Below are 16,360 nucleotides of genomic sequence, written 5' to 3' on the forward strand. Positions count from 1 at the left end.
TACTGGTGGTGGGCGGGTGGGCGCCCCGGGGGTGGGCCGGGTCTGGGGTTGGCTCCCTGGGGTTTGAGTGGGGTTAAAATGGCGCGCGGGGGGGGGGGGGGGGCGGCGCCCCCCCCACCGCGCCCCCCGGTGCGTTCACACTGCTGGGCTGTGCGGGTACTGCCGGATGGGGCTGTTACTTGTTGATGCGGTTCGCGATTTCCTTGTCCGCGTCCGCGCCCGCCTTGGCGGCGTCCTCACCCTTCAGGACCTTGGTCATGAACTCCTTGATCGGGTTGGGCTCCGTCTCGACGTTCGCCCATCCCGCGGTGACCGGGGTGATCTTGCCGTTGGCGCCGGCCTTGGCCATCGCCTCGGCGAAGGAGCCCGCGGCCGGGGCGAAGTTGGCGGCGGTCTGGTTCGGGAGCAGCGCGCCCTTGACCTCGGCCGCGTACTTCGTCATCTGGTCCTTGCCGGTGGCGAGGGCCAGCCACTCCTTGGCGAGCTCCTTGTTCTTGGAGCGCTCGGCCACGGCGAGGTTCGAGCCGCCGAGGAAGACGGTGCCGGGCTTGTCGGCGGTCTTGCCCGGGATCGGGAAGTAGCCGAAGTCGGCCTCCTTGCCCGCGTCCTTCAGGGCCTTCTCCGCACCGCCGGCCTCCCAGCCGAGACCGATCCAGGAGGCGACGCCGCCCTTGGGGACGATGTCGGTGGACTGCTGCGGGGTGGCCTCGTCCTTGTCCTTGGGGGCCGTGGAGAAGGACTGCAGCTTCTTGTAGAACTCCATGGCGGAGGCGGCCTGCGGGGTGCCGAGGCCACCCTTCCACTTGCCGCCGTCCTTGACGGCGAGGTCGCCGCCCTCGTCCCAGATGAGGCCGGCGAGGACGTACCAGCTCTGGCCGGGGAGGTAGATCGGCTGAGTGGCCGGGTCGGCCGCCTTCAGCTTCTCCAGGCCGGCCACCCACTCGTCGCGGGTCTTCGGCGGGGTGACGCCAGCCTTCTCGAAGGCCTTCTTGTCGTAGACGACGACGCGGTTGGCGGCGTACCAGGGGGCGGAGTAGAGCTTGCCGTCGATCTCGGCGGAGGCGAGCATGCCCTTCGCCCAGGCGTCGGCGCCGAGCTTGGCCTTGTCCTTCGTCAGGTCGGCGAGGCCGCCGGTGACCGCGTAGCCGGCGGTCTGGGTGTTGCCGAGCTCAAGGACGTCCGGCGGGGTGTTCTCGGAGAGGGCCGTGGTGACCTTCTCCTGGATGCCGGTCCACTTCTGCTCCTCGACCTTGACCGTCACACCGGGGTGCTTGGCCGAGAACTCCTTGTTGACCTCGTCGATCCAGGCCTTCGGTGCGGAGCCGTCCATCACCCAGACGGTGATCTCCTTGGCGCCACCCGACGCGTCGGCCTTCGGCTTGTCGTCGCCGCCGTTGCCGCACGCCGCGACTCCGACCATCATGCCCACGACACCGACCGCCGCAATGAGCTTGCGCTTCACGCCACCCTCCTCAGGGATGCTGCCTGCAACTTCCCTCGCCCGCCGCGGTGACGTACGTACCAAGTACTGCCCGTGGGGCCGGGATCTGATCCATATTGGTTTAGACCAGTAGCTGGAGCTTGGCCTAGACCTTTGGGGGTGTCAAGGGTCTAATGAGCGGGTGCTCGGTCCGTTATCGGACCGACACCTGGACAGAGAGAAGGCCTGTCCCCCCGTACGTGTCACGATGTGACCGCACATATCGGAGGAGCCGGTGACGGCAGCGAAACTGGAGTCGGGAAGGCGGGCGGCGATGGCCACCGAAGGGGCGATCACGGAGCCGGAAGGCGGGGCAGCCACTCGCACGGCGCGCGTTCCCAAGTACTACCGACTCAAGCGGCACTTGCTCGACATGACCGAAACCCTGCCGCCCGGCACCCCGGTGCCGCCGGAGCGGACGCTCGCGGCCGAATTCGACACCTCGCGGACCACCGTCCGCCAGGCCCTCCAGGAACTGGTCGTAGAGGGACGACTGGAACGAATTCAGGGCAAAGGCACCTTCGTCGCCAAGCCCAAGGTCTCCCAGGCGCTCCAACTCACCTCGTACACCGAGGACATGCGGGCCCAGGGGCTGGAGCCGACCTCCCAGCTGCTCGACATCGGCTACGTGACGGCCGACGACACCCTCGCCGGGCTACTCAAGATCAACACCGGCGGACGGGTCCTGCGCATCGAGCGGCTGCGGCTGGCGAGCGGAGAGCCGATGGCCATCGAGACCACCCACCTTTCGGCCAAGCGCTTCCCGGCCCTGCGCCGTTCGCTGGTCAAGTACACCTCCCTCTACACCGCCCTCGCCGAGGTGTACGACGTCCACCTCGCCGAGGCCGAGGAGACCATCGAGACCTCGCTGGCCACCCCGCGCGAGGCCGGCCTGCTCGGCACCGACGTCGGCCTGCCGATGCTGATGCTCTCCCGGCACTCGCTGGACGCCGACGGGGAGCCGGTGGAATGGGTGCGGTCGGTGTACCGCGGCGACCGCTACAAGTTCGTGGCCAGGCTCAAGCGACCTGCGGTCTAGCACTCGTTCCCGCATACCGGAATACGGACGGGGTCTTACGTTCACCGGGCGATCCCCCGTAGATTCCCTGCGCTCACGCAGTGATCAACGAGGGGACGAGAGCCATGGCGGAACCACAAGTTACTGGTACAGAACGGGACACGGCGAGTCCGGGCAGCAGGCCGGGCTCGCCTTCGCCGAAGTCCATCGCCGTGTGGGTGCTCGTCGGACTCGTCGGGGCCATCGGCTGGGGCGTCCTGGCCCTCTCGCGCGGCGAGGAGATCTCGGCCGCCTGGCTGCTCGCCGCCGCGCTGGGCTCGTACGCGATCGGCTACCGCTTCTACGCGCGCTTCATCGCCCACCGCGTCCTGAAGGTGGACAAGACGCGGGCCACCCCGGCCGAACGCCTGGACAACGGTGTCGACTTCCACCCCACCGACCGGCGGGTGCTCTTCGGCCACCACTTCGCCGCCGTCGCCGGCGCCGGCCCGCTCGTCGGGCCCGTGCTCGCCGCGCAGATGGGCTACCTGCCGGGCACCATCTGGATCGTCGTCGGTGTGATCTTCGCGGGCGCCGTCCAGGACATGGTCACCCTGTTCTTCTCCACCCGCCGTGACGGGCGTTCGCTCGGCCAGATGGCGCGGGACGAGATCGGCCCCGTGGGCGGAGCCGCCGCCCTGGTCGCCGTGTTCGCCATCATGATCATCCTGCTGGCGGTGCTGGCACTGGTCATCGTGAACGCCCTCGCGCACTCCCCGTGGGGCGTCTTCTCCATCGGCATGACCATCCCGATCGCCCTCTTCATGGGCTTCTACCTCCGCGTGCTGCGGCCGGGCCGGGTCACCGAGGTCTCGGTGATAGGCGTCGCGCTGCTGCTGCTCGCCATCGTCGCGGGCGGCTGGGTCGCCGAGTCCTCCCTCGCCGACACCTTCACGCTGGAGAAGGAGACGCTGGTCATCTGGATGATCGCGTACGGCTTCGTCGCCTCGGTGCTGCCGGTGTGGATGCTGCTCGCGCCCCGCGACTACCTCTCCACCTTCATGAAGGTCGGCACCATCGCCCTGCTCGCCGTGGGCGTGGTCATCGCGATGCCGACCCTGAAGATGCCCGCGGTCACCGACTTCGCGACCCGCGGCGACGGCCCGGTCTTCGCCGGCTCGATGTTCCCGTTCGTCTTCATCACCATCGCGTGCGGCGCCCTGTCCGGCTTCCACTCGCTGGTCTCCTCGGGCACCACCCCGAAGATGATCCAGAAGGAGACCCAGGTCCGGGTCATCGGCTACGGCGCCATGCTCACCGAGTCCTTCGTCGCCATCATGGCGATGATCGCGGCCACCATCATCGAGCCCGGGCTCTTCTTCGCCGTGAACTCCCCCGGCGGGGTCATCGGCACCACGGTCGAGACGGCTTCCGCGGCGGTGACCAACTTCGGCTTCGCCATCACCCCGGACGCCCTCGCGCAGGCCGCCAAGGACGTCGAGGAGGCCAGCCTGCTGTCCCGTACGGGCGGCGCGCCGACCTTCGCACTCGGAATGTCGGAGATCTTCTCGGCCGTCATCGGCGGCGCCGGCATGAAGGCCTTCTGGTACCACTTCGCCATCATGTTCGAGGCGCTGTTCATCCTGACGACGGTCGACGCGGGCACCCGCGTCGGGCGGTTCATGCTCCAGGACACCCTCGGCAACGTGCACAAGTCCTTCAAGAACGTCAGCTGGAAGCCGGGCGTCTGGCTGGCGAGCGCCATCGTCGTCGGCGGCTGGGGCTACTTCCTGTGGGTCGGCATCAAGGACCCGCTGGGCGGCATCAACCAGCTCTTCCCGCTGTTCGGCATCGCGAACCAGCTGCTCGCGGCCGTGGCCCTGGCCGTCTGCACCACGCTGCTGGTCAAGTCCGGCCGGCTGAAGTGGGCCTGGGTGACGGGCGTTCCGCTGGCGTGGGACGTGGCCGTCACGCTCACCGCGAGCTACCAGAAGATCTTCTCGGAGGACGTGAAGGTCGGCTTCTTCGCCCAGCGCGACAAGTACCAGAGCGGGATCGACGCGGGGAAGGTGCTGCCGCCCGCGAAGAACATGGACGACATGCACACCGTGGTCACCAACGCCACGGTGGACGGCGCGCTGTCCGCGCTGTTCGCGCTCCTGATCATCATCGTGCTGGCGGACGCGGCCCGGACCTGCTTCAAGGCCATCAGCAGCCCCGAGTCCGTGAAGCTCTCCGAGGTCCCGTGGACCGAGTCGAAGATCATCGCCCCGGCCGGGCTGATCCCGACCGCCGAGGAGCGGGCGGAGCTCGCCACGGCGGGCCTCGACTCGGGCGGCGGGCGCCCGAAGGAGCCGGTGGCCTGATGAGCGTGCGCAGCGCGCTGGCGCGGGCCCGGTACTACGTACGGGAGTTCTCGGGCGAGGCGGCGTACGACCGCTACGTCGCCCACGCCCGCTCCCACGACCCGGCCGCCGAGGTCCTGACCCGGCGCGCCTTCGAACGGGCCCGCACGGACTCGCGCGAGGCGGACCCCCGCGAGGGCTTCCGCTGCTGCTGAACACGTACGAAGGGCCCCGCCGTTCCCCGGCGGGGCCCTTCGGCGCGTGCGGGGTCAGCGCACCCAGTCCTTGAGGCGCTCGGTCTGGAGGGTGATGCCGACGGGGTCGGGAAGCTTGACCTCCCTGCCGAAGGGAACGGTGCGCACGGTCTCGTAGCGGCCGCCGTCCGGGTCGCTGTGGACGAGCACCTGGCACTTGAGCCGGTCGATGAGCAGGTAGACGGGGATGCCGGTCTCCGCATAAGCGCGCGGCTTCTCGACCCGGTCACGCTGCTCGGTGTCGGAGTCCCACGAGGTCACCTCGACGGCCATCAGGATCGGGCCCGGTTCCGCCCAGTCACCCTGCCCGACGAACGCGTCCTCGTGCGCCAGAACCCCGTCCGGAATCGCGCGGCCCTCCCGGTACTGTTCCGCCTTGATCCCCTGCCCTTGGTGCAGCCAGAAGTCCGGGTGGTGCTGCATACAGATCCGGGACAGCCACACGATGATCCGCCCGTGGTCCCCGTCTGGCATGGCCTTGCTCCTCAGCACCCCACCGATGAATTCCAGTCGCAGCCCCTCTTCCTCGCGGGCGGCTATGCGGGCCAGGTGCTCGAAGGACTCGGTCGACAGGTGGGGACGTTCGGTCATGACGCTCATGCCTCGCTCGCCTTCCTCGACGGTGCTGTCTCCGACGATAGCGCCGGGCACCGACAGGCGTCCGGCACACTCGACCGCATGGACATCGTGATCAGGGAAGCGCTGCCGGAGGAATACGAGGAGCTCGGGGAGATCACCGCGCGGGCCTACCTCGGGGACGGGCTGCTCACCTACGGCGAGGAGGACCCGTACCTCGCCCGGCTGCGGGACGTGGCCGGGCGGGCCGCCCACAGCGAGATACTCGTCGCCGCGCGCAGCGACGGCCGGCTGCTCGGCGGTGTGGCCTTCGCCCCGCCAGGCAGCGCGTACTGCGACATCGCCGGGGAGGGAGAGGCGGAGTTCCGGATGCTGGCCGTCGCCCGGGAGGGCCGCGGGCAGGGGGCCGGCGAGGCGCTCGTGCGGGCCTGCATCGACCGCGCCCGGGCCCTCGACGGCGTACGGCACCTCGTGCTGTCCACGTCGGACGACATGCCGGCCGCCCACCGGATCTACGAACGCCTCGGCTTCGTACGGACCCCCGCGCGGGACTGGGAGCCCTTCCCCGGCCTCACTCTGCTTACGTACGGTCTCGAACTGTAGCCGCGGCGACACAACATCTAGGGGGTCACACACGAGGCGGCCCCCACATGTATGCTCATGCTCGCTGTCGCCGCAGGGGAATCCGGTGTGAATCCGGAACTGTCCCGCAACGGTATGAAGTACACCCATCGGTGTACTCGCAAGTCCGAAGACCTGCCGACGGTGCGCCCGGCTCGACCGAACCGGGTGCCGATACGTCCGGGCCTCGCGGTTGGGCCGGTGGACGCCATGCGGTGTACGCGTACCTGCCACGCCCGCATGCGCCTCCCCGTGCCCTGCCCACCGACGCCGGGCCGAGCGAGGGAGAGCTCCCGCCGTGACCATCGCGCCTTCCGCACCGCGCGCCGAGTCCACTTCTGGCGACAACACCGAGGGCCCGGGGGCCACGCTGCTGCGTACCCTCACCGAGCTGACGGCCGACCTCCCCGACACCGACCCCGGCCGGGTGGCCGCCGCCGCGCTGCGCGGCCGCAGCTCCGCCGCCGACGAGGCCGAACTGCGCGGGCTGGCCACCGAGTCCGCCGCCGGCCTGATCTCCGAGGACCCGGCGTACTCCAAGCTCGCCGCCCGGCTGCTGACGCTGGCCGTGGCCGACGAGGCCGCGGGCCAGGGTGCCACCTCCTTCTCCACCTCCGTCGAGGTCGGCCACCGCGAGGGCCTCATCGCCGACCGCACGGCCGAGTTCGTACGGATCCACGCGAGCCGCCTCGACGCGCTGGTGGAGCACACCCTCGCCGAGGGCGCCGACGACCGCTTCGGCTTCTTCGGCCTGCGCACCCTGCACAGCCGCTACCTGCTGCGCCACCCGATCACCCGCCAGGTCATCGAGACCCCGCAGTACTTCATGCTGCGCGTGGCCTGCGGCCTCGCGGAGGACGAGAGCGTGCGCGCCGTCGAGGAAGTCGCCTCCCTCTACCGGCTGATGAGCCGCCTCGACTACCTGCCGTCCTCCCCCACGCTCTTCAACTCCGGCACCCGGCACCCGCAGATGTCCTCCTGCTACCTGCTGGACTCCCCGCTGGACGAGCTCGACTCGATCTACGACCGCTACCACCAGGTCGCCCGCCTCTCCAAGCACGCCGGCGGCATCGGCCTCTCGTACTCCCGCATCCGCGCCCGCGGTTCGCTGATCCGCGGTACGAACGGCCACTCCAACGGCATCGTGCCGTTCCTGAAGACCCTCGACGCCTCCGTCGCCGCCGTGAACCAGGGCGGCCGCCGCAAGGGCGCCGCCGCCGTCTACCTGGAGACCTGGCACGCGGACATCGAGGAGTTCCTGGAGCTCCGCGACAACACCGGCGAGGACCAGCGCCGCACGCACAACCTGAACCTCGCCCACTGGATCCCGGACGAGTTCATGCGCCGCGTGAACGCCGACGCCGACTGGTCGCTGTTCTCCCCGGCCGACGTCCCCGAGCTGGTCGACCTGTACGGCGCGGACTTCGACGCCGCCTACGTCAAGGCCGAGGCGGCCGGGCTCGCGAAGAAGACCATGCCGGCCCGCGACCTGTACGGCCGCATGATGCGCACCCTCGCGCAGACCGGCCAGGGCTGGATGACCTTCAAGGACGCCTCCAACCGGACCGCGAACCAGACCGCGCTGCCCGGCACGGTGGTCCACTCCTCCAACCTCTGCACCGAGATCATCGAGGTCACCAACGACGGCGAGACCGCCGTCTGCAACCTCGGCTCGGTCAACCTGGGCGCCTTCGTGGCCGACGGGGAGCTGGACTGGGAGCGCCTGGACGAGACCGTCCGCACGGCGGTCACCTTCCTCGACCGCGTCGTGGACATCAACTTCTACCCGACCGAGCAGGCCGGCCGCTCCAACGCCAAGTGGCGTCCGGTGGGCCTGGGCGCGATGGGCCTCCAGGACGTCTTCTTCAAGCTGCGGCTCCCCTTCGACTCCCCCGAGGCGAAGGCCCTGTCGACGAAGATCTCCGAGCGGATCATGCTGGCCGCGTACGAGGCCTCCTGCGACCTCGCCGAGCGCGGCGGCCCGCTCCCGGCCTGGGCCGAGACCCGCACCGCCCAGGGCGTACTGCACCCCGACCACTACGACGTGACCCTGCACTGGCCCGAGCGTTGGGACGCCCTGCGCGCCCGCATCGCCGAGACCGGCATGCGCAACTCCCTGCTCCTCGCCATCGCCCCGACCGCGACGATCGCCTCGATCGCGGGCGTGTACGAGTGCATCGAGCCGCAGGTCTCCAACCTCTTCAAGCGCGAGACGCTGAGCGGTGAGTTCCTCCAGGTCAACGGCTACCTGGTGGAGGAGCTGAAGCAGCTCGGCGTGTGGGACGCGCAGACCCGCGAGGCGCTGCGCGACTCCTCCGGCTCGGTGCAGGGCTTCGGCTGGATCCCGGCCGAGGTGCGCGAGCTGTACCGCACGGCGTGGGAGATCCCGCAGCGCGGCCTGATCGACATGGCGGCGGCCCGTACGCCGTTCCTGGACCAGAGCCAGTCCCTCAACCTCTTCATGGAGACGCCGACCATCGGGAAGCTCAGCTCGATGTACGCGTACGCCTGGAAGCAGGGCCTGAAGACCACGTACTACCTGCGCTCGCGCCCGGCTACGAAGATCGCCCGCGCCGCGCAGGCCGCCACCCCGGTGGCCCTCCCGCAGGCCGTCGACGCCGAGGCGCTGGCCTGCTCCCTTGAGAACCCCGAGTCCTGCGAGGCCTGCCAGTAATGAGCTCCACCGACAAGAAGAACCTCCTGGACCCGGGCTTCGAGCTCACGCTCCGCCCGATGCGCTACCCGGACTTCTACGAGCGCTACCGCGACGCGATCAAGAACACCTGGACGGTGGAGGAGGTCGACCTCCACTCGGACGTCGCCGACCTCGCGAAGCTGACGCCGGCCGAGCAGCACATGATCGGCCGTCTGGTCGCCTTCTTCGCGACGGGCGACTCGATCGTCGCGAACAACCTCGTCCTGACCCTGTACAAGCACATCAACTCCCCGGAGGCGCGCCTGTACCTGTCGCGCCAGCTGTTCGAGGAGGCCGTGCACGTCCAGTTCTACCTGACGCTGCTCGACACCTACCTGCCCGACCCGGAGGACCGCGCGGCGGCCTTCGACGCGGTCGAGAACATCCCCTCGATCCGCGAGAAGGCACAGTTCTGCTTCAAGTGGATGGACTCGGTCGAGAAGATCGACCGCCTGGAGACCCAGGCCGACCGCCGCCGCTTCCTGCTGAACCTGATCTGCTTCGCGGCGTGCATCGAGGGCCTGTTCTTCTACGGCGCCTTCGCGTACGTCTACTGGTTCCGCTCGCGCGGCCTGCTGCACGGCCTGGCCACGGGGACAAACTGGGTCTTCCGGGACGAAACCATGCACATGAACTTCGCGTTCGAGGTCGTGGACACCGTCCGCAAGGAAGAGCCCGAGCTCTTCGACGACGCCCTCCAGCAGCAGGTCACCGACATGCTGAAGGAGGCCGTGGAGGCGGAGCTGCAGTTCGGCCGCGACCTGTGCGGTGACGGCCTGCCGGGCATGAACACCGAGTCGATGCGCGAGTACCTGGAGTGCGTCGCGGACCAGCGCCTGGTCCGCCTCGGCTTCCCGCCGGTGTACGGCTCGCAGAACCCGTTCTCCTTCATGGAGCTCCAGGGCGTCCAGGAGCTGACCAACTTCTTCGAGCGCCGCCCGTCGGCCTACCAGGTCGCGGTCGAGGGCACCGTCGACCTGGACGAGGACTTCTGAGGCGCCGTCCGTAGCGTCCGACCGGATCGGCCGTCGGCTGCCTCGCGCAGCCGGCGGTCGATTCGGCGGTCGCGGGCGAGGCCGTACAGGGCGGGGGCCAGGAGGAGGGTGGCGAGGGCGAGGACCGTGAGGTAGCTCAGGAATGTGCTCATGGGTCCACGATCGCCGGGGGGACGAAAACCGGACAGTGGCAGGACTGTCATGGATCATCGAATTACTGCCACACTGGGGTCATGCTGACCAACGTGGCGGTGGCGCTCGTCAACGGAGTGGCGCCCTTCGAGTTCGGGATCTTCTGCGAGGTCTTCGGGATCGACCGGAGCGAGCAGGGGCTGCCCGTGTACGACTTCGCCGTGTGCGCGGCCGAGGAAGGGCCGCTGACCATGGCCGACGTCGGCTTCACCGTGCAGCCGGCGCACGGGCTGGAGCGGCTGGACGAGGCCGATCTGATCTGCCTGCCCGCCGACCGGCAGGCGCCCGTACGGGAGTACCCCGAGCCGCTCCTCGACGCCCTGCGCCGGGGCGTCGACCGGGGCGCGCGGGTGCTCAGCGTGTGCAGCGGGGCCTTCGTCCTCGGCGCGGCCGGGCTGTTGGACGGGCGGCGGTGCACCACCCACTGGATGCACGCCCCCACCCTGGCGCGCCGCTACCCGCGCGCCCTGGTCGACCCCGACGTGCTGTACGTGGACGAGGGCCAGGTGGTCACCTCGGCCGGCACCGCCTCCGGCATCGACGCCTGCCTGCACGTGGTCCGCCAGGAGCACGGGGCCGAGGTCGCGAACACCATCGCGCGGCGGATGGTCGTACCGCCGCACCGGGACGGCGGGCAGGCCCAGTACATCCAGCGCCCGCTGCCCCGTACGGCCTGCGACACGGTGGGCGAGGTGATCGGGTGGATGGCCCGGCACCTGGACGAGGAGATCACCGTCGAGCAGCTCGCGGAGCGCGCGCACATGTCCCCGCGCACCTTCGCCCGGCGCTTCCTCCAGGAGACCGGCACCACCCCCTACCAGTGGGTGCTGCGCCAGCGGGTGCTGCTGGCCCAGGAGTTGCTGGAGTCCACCGACGAGACGGTCGACGCGATCGCGGGCCGCTGCGGTTTCGGGAACGCGGCGGCGCTGCGCCACCATTTCCTGCGCACGCTCGGCACCACCCCGAACACCTTCAGGCGCACCTTCCGCGGGCCGGGGGCCGCCGTGGCCTGAGCGGAACCGACTGGCCGAGAATCGTAGAACACTTGACCCAAACCAACCCCCTCTGTAGTCGAATGGTGTCGTAACGTGATGACGCCTGGCCTGACCGCCCCGCACAGCGCCCGGTCGGACACCGCTCACCACAGCCCAGGGGGGCCTGTATGTCCCGCATCTCCCGCACCTCGCGCCTCGTCACCGCCGCCGCGTTCGCCGTTCTGCTCGTCGGTGGTGCGGCCGCCACCGCCTCGGCGGACTCCGGCTGGGGCTCCGCGCCGGCCGGCAGCGGCTGGAACGCCAAGCCCGCCGACTCCGGCTGGGGCTCCGCGCCCGCCGACAGCGGCTGGGGCGTGGCGCCCAAGTAGTCCCGGCGCCTCCACACGGAAGGGCCCCGCTCCGATCCGGAGCGGGGCCCTTCCGTGTGCGCACCGGGCCACAGGGCGCGCGGGATCAGGCGTTCGGGACCGTCTCGTAGCGCGGGGTGCCTTCTTCCATCTGCCGCAGGGCGTCCTTGCGGTCCCGCTTCGAGAGCCGGTCGATGTACAGGTAGCCGTACAGGTGGTCGGTCTCGTGCTGGAGGCAGCGCGCGAAGTAGCCGGTGCCGCGCACCTTGATCGGGTTGCCCTGGGCGTCCTGGCCCTCGACCTCGGCGTAGTCCGGGCGGGCCAGCGAGGCGTAGGCGGTCGGGACCGACAGGCAGCCCTCGTTGGAGTCGTCCAGCACCCGCGCGCCCGCCGGAAGCTCCACGAGCTTCGGGTTGACCACGACACCGGTGTGCCGCACGCCGTCGTCGTCCGGGCAGTCGTAGACGAAGACCTTGGCGTCCACGCCGATCTGGTTCGCGGCCAGGCCCACGCCCTCGGCGGCCTTCTGGCTGGCGAACATGTCGTCGATCAGCTGCGCCAGCTCGTCGCCGAACTCGGTGACGTCCTTGCACTCGCTGTGCAGGACCGGGTTGCCGACGACGGTGATCGGGCGGGCGGTGCCGCGCTCACGGTGGGCGAGCTCGCGCTCCGCGCAGTCCTCCGTGTCCACGACGTACCCGTCGTTCACGACCTCGACTACCTCGTTCTCCTGCGACATGTCCGCCGTACGCCTTCCGTAAGTCCAAGTCACCGGTGGTCGCCAATGGCCACCGACGTGCCCGTACAGCCTACGGCCCGGCTCAGCAGACTTCTTCGAGATCCCGCCACTCGCGGCTGTCCGGGCTGTCGGCGACCCATCCGTCGAGCAGCCCTCGCACCAGACCGGCCGGCGCGGCGATCCCGCACTCACGCTCCGGCACCCACAGCGAGCCGGAGCCGGCCGTGCGGTGCCCCAGCGGTCCGGGATGCCCCGGCTCGCTGTGGTCGTGCGGGTCCAGGTGCTCCCCGTCGCCCTCGTCGCTGGGCATCTCGCTCTCCGAGCAGGTCCGGCACAGCAGCCGTACCGACGAGGACCAGTCCTCGGCTGCGAATCCCGCGTCGGAGGCCAGCTGCTCCAGCGCGTCGCGGTCCGCCTCGGTGGCCGCCTCCAGCAGCACCACCCAGGTCGGCACCGGCGAGGGCGCCCACAGCTCGATCTCGTCGAAGACGGGGTACGAGGGTCCGGCCGCGGTGATCCGCTCGCCGTGCGGGACCCCGTCGTGCAGCACGACCTCGCCCCAGCGTCGCCCCGAGGAGGGCAGCGGGATCGACAGGACCTCCAGCCGTGCCGGGTCCAGCCGGCGGCCCCAGACCACCTCGGCCTCGCCCTCGGGCGACAGCCGTACGGCCGCGCTGCCGAGCTCCATGCCCACCGGTTCGCCGTTGCCACCCGCGCCGTGCGGGTCCCCGGGCACCCTCAGCCCGTACGCCTGCCAGGCCCGCCGGGCCAGCGGCCAGTCCTGGAGCGCGGTGGCGGCGATGCCGACGTTCCACCAGTCCGGGGCGCCCGTCTCGCGGTCGAGCAGGGCCACGGCGCGCAGTCCGGCGGCCCGCGCCTGCTCCCAGTCGTGGCGGAACTTGTGCAGCAGCGCCAGGTTGAACCAGGACTCGGACAGCCAGGGTTCCAGGTCCGCGGCTCTGGTCAGGAGCGCGCCCGCGTCCTCGTACCGCCCGTCGCCGATCAGCGTGAACGCGCGGTCGGTGGCCTGCCGCCACGAGGCGGAGGGCCGATGCCGTACCTTCCCGAAGATCCTCACGATTCCCGCCTGCCTGGGGGCACCTCCCAGCGGTGGCTGGGGGCTACGGTGCAGCCTTGCTGACACTCCTACGGTCCCTCTTACTGGCATCCAACCATGCCCACTCGGACGGCCGCTCATTACCCATGGGTTACCCAGGTGGGACGGGCACCACTCTGTCACGTCCGCCCCTGGCCAGAACCCTCGCCAGGCACTCCACGACCTCCGGCTGGTAGTCGTGCCCGGTGCCCAGGCGGAGGCGTTCCAGGGCGGCCAGTGAGCCGCCCGGGTGAGGGCTTGCGCCGGCGTGCCCGGTGAGGTCCTCGTACGCGTTGACCGTGCGCACGATGCGGGCGGCGACGGGCTGCTCCCGATAAGGGTCCGCCTGCCGCTCCACGACCACGGCGACCTCGGCGGGCACCCCGGTCTGGCGGGCCACCTCCCCGCCGAGCTCGGCGATCCGGCGGGCCTCGGCGGCGGGCAGCTCGGCGGTGGCGCCGGCCGGCACCGGGTCGACGAGGGAGAGCTGCCCGATGTCGTGCATCAGGGCGGCGTACTCCAGCACCGTGAGCTCCCGCTCCGACAGGCCCAGCTCCCGGCCGACGGCGCAGCTCAGGGCGGCGACCCGGCGGGAGTGGCCGGGCGGGGTGTAGCCGGCGATCTCGGTGGCGCGGGCCAGGGAGGTGATGGTCTGGCGGTAGGTGGTGCGGATCGCGGTGATCCGGTGGAAGGACATCTGGGTCAGCAGCAGGGGCACGCAGAAGACGGGCAGGGCCCACAGTCCGGCGACGGCCACGCCGAGAGCCATCACGACGCCGGTGGCGCAGATCGCGGAGCCGATGCCGAGCTGGGAGCGCAGTTCGTCGCGCAGCAGCGGCCCGTACGGCCAGCCGGTCCGGGCGCCGGCCAGGGCCGCGGCGAGCACGGCGTCGCACAGGGCGGTGAGGCCGAGGAGGCAGAGCAGGAAGAGGACGAGGTACGGGCCCTGGCCGACCCGGTCCTCCAGTCGGCCGGAGTTGTAGAGCGGCTGGAAGCAGACGGCGGCGAAGGTGACGGTCAGGACCCGGCGGGCGACGTGGTCGACGGCGGGACCGCGGCCGCGGGCGACGTGCGGGACGATCCCGGCGAGGGCGGCCGCGACGACGACGGCGACGATCTGGAGGACGCCGTGGTGGGTGGGCTGCCCGGCGTTCTGGCCGAGCAGGGCGTAGGCGAGGGCGCCGGCGGAGCCGAGCGGGGCGTGCCGGCGGTCGCCGCCTTCCGCGCGGCGGGCGAACTCGCCGAGGGTGATCAGGGTGCCGAAGGCCAGGGCGATGCCGGGTTCGACGATGCCGTTCCACAGGGTGTGGCCCAGGCCGACGACGGTGAGCAGCCCGGCCGCACCGCGCACGCTCCAGGTGGCGATCCCCCTCACGCCCCGCCCCCCGCCGCGCCGCCGCCGTCCCCGCCGGGGCGAACCCTTTCTCCTGGGGCGGCCTGGGCGGGGGCCGACTGGCGGGAGCCCTGTCCCGGCAGCGCGGGCAGCGTCGACGGACCGATCACCTGGAGGTCCTCGTCCGAGGTGACCACCGGATGCCAGCCGTGCCGCCCGATGGCCCCGGCCAGGGCCCCCACCATGGCGGGGTCGAACTGCGCCCCCGCACACCGCTCCAGCTCGGCCAGGGCGACCGCGACCGGCCGGGCCCTGCTGTACGAGCGGGTGGAGGTCATGGCGTCGAAGGCGTCGGCCACCGCCACCACCCGGGCCAGCACCGGGATCTGGTCGCCGGTCAGCCCGTACGGGTAGCCGGAGCCGTCGACCCGCTCGTGGTGGTGCAGGATCGCGGACCGGGCCTCGCCCAGGAAGCCGATGCCGCGCACCATCTCGTGCCCGTACTCGGGGTGGAGTTCGATGATCCGGCGCTCCTCGGGGGTGAGGGGGCCGTCCTTGCGCAGCAGCCGGGTGGGGACGCCGAGTTTGCCGACGTCGTGCAGGATCCCGGCGATGCGGACCACTTCGAGCCGGTCCTCGGCCATGCCCAGCTCGCGGGCGATCATCGCGGAGGCCTGGCCGACCCGTTCGCTGTGGCCGCGCGTGTAGCGGTCCTTGATGTCGACGGCCTGGACGAGGGCGCGGATGGTGGCCCGGTGGGCGGCGCGCTCGTGGTGGTACTGGGCGAAGACCCAGCAGGAGATGTACATCGGCAGCAGGACGAGCAGTGCGGCCGGGAGTCCGTACGGGCTGCGCCACATGACGGCCATCATCAGGCCGGCGAGGCCGTGCACGCAGTGCGGGGCGAGGGACCGGGTGAGCAGTCCGCGCCAGGCGGTGGCGGCCGGCCGGCGTTCGGCGGCGGCCAGGATGCCCCCGTCGAGCGCGGTGAGGACGAGGCAGAAGGCGACGGCCGCGGCCGCCGCGGGGAGCATCACGTACGGGAAGTCGGCCAACCAGACGGCCGGCTCACCGGGTGCGGGCGGCCCGGATCCTCCTCCGGGCGAGCCCAGCGCGGCCGGGCCCCTCAGCAGCCGGTAGGTCTGCCCCGCGGCCCAGGCGGCTATCGACTGCTGCGCCGCGTGCCACACGCGGCGCACCCAGGCGGGCCGCTGGACCACGGTCCCCGCCAGGCCCCCGGGCAGCGCCACGAGCGCGGCGGCCGCGGGCGGCAGCAGGAAGACGGCGGCCAGGACCACCGGGAAGAAGGAGCCGATGCCCTCGGGGACGCGGCTGCCCAGCGGCGGGCAGACCTTCACGAGCTCGCAGCCGAGGTAGAGCAGGGACAGCAGTGCCACGGCCCCCCAGGGCGTACCGGAATCCGCGAGGGCAGGCGTGACGCAGGCGAGGGCGGCGAGGACGGCGCAGAGGATGTATCCGCGCGCCGCCGGCGGAAGTACCCGCATCGCGCTCTCCTCCCCCTGTGCCGTGCACGCCAGGTACTGAATCAAACCAGCACCGAATGGGGAGAATAAGTGGGGCCCCTTGCGAAGTGGGCCACATTTTCACATTGCGGCATGCGGACGCCCCCGGATTAGCACCTTCGGGTGAATGAAGTACCCGTCCGGGGGCGGTGGTTCAAAGCTCCGGTGGCCG

Annotated in this window: 15 protein-coding genes and 1 riboswitch; of the genes, 8 read left to right on the top strand and 7 right to left on the bottom strand. The window is 71.0% G+C overall.

All coding sequences use genetic code 11. From position 1 onward, the window contains the following. Positions 1-175: 175 nt before the first annotated feature. Positions 176-1,462: an extracellular solute-binding protein gene (locus ACGFYU_RS25840; protein WP_393829702.1), complete on the bottom strand. Its 1,287-nt coding sequence runs from the start codon at positions 1,460-1,462 to the stop codon at positions 176-178. Between the two features lie 292 nt (positions 1,463-1,754). Here ACGFYU_RS25840 and ACGFYU_RS25845 point away from each other — a divergent pair, with 292 nt between their 5' ends. From ACGFYU_RS25845 to ACGFYU_RS25855, 3 genes are all read left to right on the top strand, one after another. Continuing rightward, a complete protein-coding gene (locus ACGFYU_RS25845; protein ID WP_362393062.1) occupies positions 1,755-2,519 on the top strand; it encodes a GntR family transcriptional regulator in 765 nt (254 codons plus the stop codon). A gap of 104 nt (positions 2,520-2,623) precedes the next feature. Beyond that, entirely contained in the window at positions 2,624-4,843 is a 2,220-nt protein-coding gene (locus tag ACGFYU_RS25850) for a carbon starvation CstA family protein (protein ID WP_393829703.1), read from the top strand. Then, the gene (locus ACGFYU_RS25855) at positions 4,843-5,037 is read left to right on the top strand and encodes a CstA-like transporter-associated (seleno)protein (RefSeq protein ID WP_393829704.1); all 195 of its coding nucleotides are present in this window, start codon (positions 4,843-4,845) and stop codon (positions 5,035-5,037) included. Before ACGFYU_RS25850 ends, ACGFYU_RS25855 begins: the two co-directional genes overlap by 1 nt. A gap of 54 nt (positions 5,038-5,091) precedes the next feature. Here the strand turns inward: ACGFYU_RS25855 and ACGFYU_RS25860 are convergent, their stop codons facing one another. Beyond that, on the bottom strand, positions 5,092-5,676 hold the full coding sequence (locus tag ACGFYU_RS25860; RefSeq protein ID WP_393829705.1) for a Uma2 family endonuclease: 585 nt from the start codon (positions 5,674-5,676) through the stop codon (positions 5,092-5,094). Positions 5,677-5,754: 78 nt separating this feature from the next. Between ACGFYU_RS25860 and ACGFYU_RS25865 the strand changes: the two genes are divergently transcribed. The 3 genes from ACGFYU_RS25865 to ACGFYU_RS25875 all read left to right on the top strand — a co-directional run bounded on the left by ACGFYU_RS25865 (position 5,755) and on the right by ACGFYU_RS25875 (position 9,963). Then, positions 5,755-6,255 (top strand): GNAT family N-acetyltransferase, encoded by a 501-nt coding sequence (locus ACGFYU_RS25865; RefSeq protein WP_393829706.1) that lies wholly within the window; start codon positions 5,755-5,757, stop codon positions 6,253-6,255. Positions 6,256-6,299: 44 nt separating this feature from the next. After that, positions 6,300-6,431: riboswitch (cobalamin riboswitch) on the top strand. Between the two features lie 140 nt (positions 6,432-6,571). After that, entirely contained in the window at positions 6,572-8,947 is a 2,376-nt protein-coding gene (locus tag ACGFYU_RS25870; RefSeq protein WP_393829707.1) for a ribonucleoside-diphosphate reductase subunit alpha, read from the top strand. Continuing rightward, positions 8,947-9,963 (top strand): ribonucleotide-diphosphate reductase subunit beta, encoded by a 1,017-nt coding sequence (locus ACGFYU_RS25875; RefSeq protein WP_393829708.1) that lies wholly within the window; start codon positions 8,947-8,949, stop codon positions 9,961-9,963. The genes ACGFYU_RS25870 and ACGFYU_RS25875 overlap by 1 nt, the downstream gene beginning before the upstream one ends. Here the strand turns inward: ACGFYU_RS25875 and ACGFYU_RS25880 are convergent. Continuing rightward, complete coding sequence (locus tag ACGFYU_RS25880; RefSeq protein WP_393829709.1) at positions 9,915-10,115, bottom strand: hypothetical protein; 201 nt, start codon at positions 10,113-10,115, stop codon at positions 9,915-9,917. The genes ACGFYU_RS25875 and ACGFYU_RS25880 overlap by 49 nt on opposite strands. A gap of 81 nt (positions 10,116-10,196) precedes the next feature. Here ACGFYU_RS25880 and ACGFYU_RS25885 point away from each other — a divergent pair, with 81 nt between their 5' ends. After that, complete coding sequence (locus tag ACGFYU_RS25885; RefSeq protein ID WP_393829710.1) at positions 10,197-11,168, top strand: helix-turn-helix domain-containing protein; 972 nt, start codon at positions 10,197-10,199, stop codon at positions 11,166-11,168. A 149-nt stretch (positions 11,169-11,317) separates the two neighbouring features. Next, positions 11,318-11,518, top strand: coding sequence for a hypothetical protein (locus ACGFYU_RS25890; RefSeq protein WP_393829711.1), 201 nt, complete (start codon positions 11,318-11,320; stop codon positions 11,516-11,518). A gap of 85 nt (positions 11,519-11,603) precedes the next feature. Here ACGFYU_RS25890 and def read toward each other — a convergent pair whose 3' ends face one another. From def to ACGFYU_RS25910, 4 genes are all read right to left on the bottom strand, one after another. Beyond that, positions 11,604-12,236, bottom strand: coding sequence for a peptide deformylase (gene def, locus ACGFYU_RS25895; protein WP_393829712.1), 633 nt, complete (start codon positions 12,234-12,236; stop codon positions 11,604-11,606). An 82-nt stretch (positions 12,237-12,318) separates the two neighbouring features. Next, positions 12,319-13,314, bottom strand: a complete 996-nt coding sequence (locus ACGFYU_RS25900) for a tetratricopeptide repeat protein (RefSeq protein ID WP_393829713.1) — start codon at positions 13,312-13,314, stop codon at positions 12,319-12,321. A 130-nt stretch (positions 13,315-13,444) separates the two neighbouring features. Next, a complete protein-coding gene (locus tag ACGFYU_RS25905) occupies positions 13,445-14,707 on the bottom strand; it encodes an HD-GYP domain-containing protein (RefSeq protein ID WP_393829714.1) in 1,263 nt (420 codons plus the stop codon). Next, complete coding sequence (locus tag ACGFYU_RS25910; protein ID WP_393829715.1) at positions 14,704-16,170, bottom strand: HD-GYP domain-containing protein; 1,467 nt, start codon at positions 16,168-16,170, stop codon at positions 14,704-14,706. Before ACGFYU_RS25910 ends, ACGFYU_RS25905 begins: the two co-directional genes overlap by 4 nt. Positions 16,171-16,360 lie beyond the last annotated feature (190 nt).

It is taken from the genome of Streptomyces sp. NPDC048337, assembly GCF_043201175.1.
GTDB lineage: Bacteria > Actinomycetota > Actinomycetes > Streptomycetales > Streptomycetaceae > Streptomyces.

Bases quoted from the DNA above. Each gene is read 5' to 3' on its own strand.
- ACGFYU_RS25845 (WP_362393062.1), top strand. From the start codon at position 1,755: ATGGCCACCGAAGGGGCGATCACGGAGCCGGAAGGCGGGGCAGCCACT.
- ACGFYU_RS25850 (WP_393829703.1), top strand. From the start codon at position 2,624: ATGGCGGAACCACAAGTTACTGGTACAGAACGGGACACGGCGAGTCCG.
- ACGFYU_RS25855 (WP_393829704.1), top strand. From the start codon at position 4,843: ATGAGCGTGCGCAGCGCGCTGGCGCGGGCCCGGTACTACGTACGGGAG.
- ACGFYU_RS25860 (WP_393829705.1), bottom strand. From the start codon at position 5,676: ATGAGCGTCATGACCGAACGTCCCCACCTGTCGACCGAGTCCTTCGAG.
- ACGFYU_RS25865 (WP_393829706.1), top strand. From the start codon at position 5,755: ATGGACATCGTGATCAGGGAAGCGCTGCCGGAGGAATACGAGGAGCTC.
- ACGFYU_RS25875 (WP_393829708.1), top strand. From the start codon at position 8,947: ATGAGCTCCACCGACAAGAAGAACCTCCTGGACCCGGGCTTCGAGCTC.
- ACGFYU_RS25880 (WP_393829709.1), bottom strand. From the start codon at position 10,115: ATGAGCACATTCCTGAGCTACCTCACGGTCCTCGCCCTCGCCACCCTC.
- ACGFYU_RS25885 (WP_393829710.1), top strand. From the start codon at position 10,197: ATGCTGACCAACGTGGCGGTGGCGCTCGTCAACGGAGTGGCGCCCTTC.
- ACGFYU_RS25890 (WP_393829711.1), top strand. From the start codon at position 11,318: ATGTCCCGCATCTCCCGCACCTCGCGCCTCGTCACCGCCGCCGCGTTC.
- def (WP_393829712.1), bottom strand. From the start codon at position 12,236: ATGTCGCAGGAGAACGAGGTAGTCGAGGTCGTGAACGACGGGTACGTC.
- ACGFYU_RS25910 (WP_393829715.1), bottom strand. From the start codon at position 16,170: ATGCGGGTACTTCCGCCGGCGGCGCGCGGATACATCCTCTGCGCCGTC.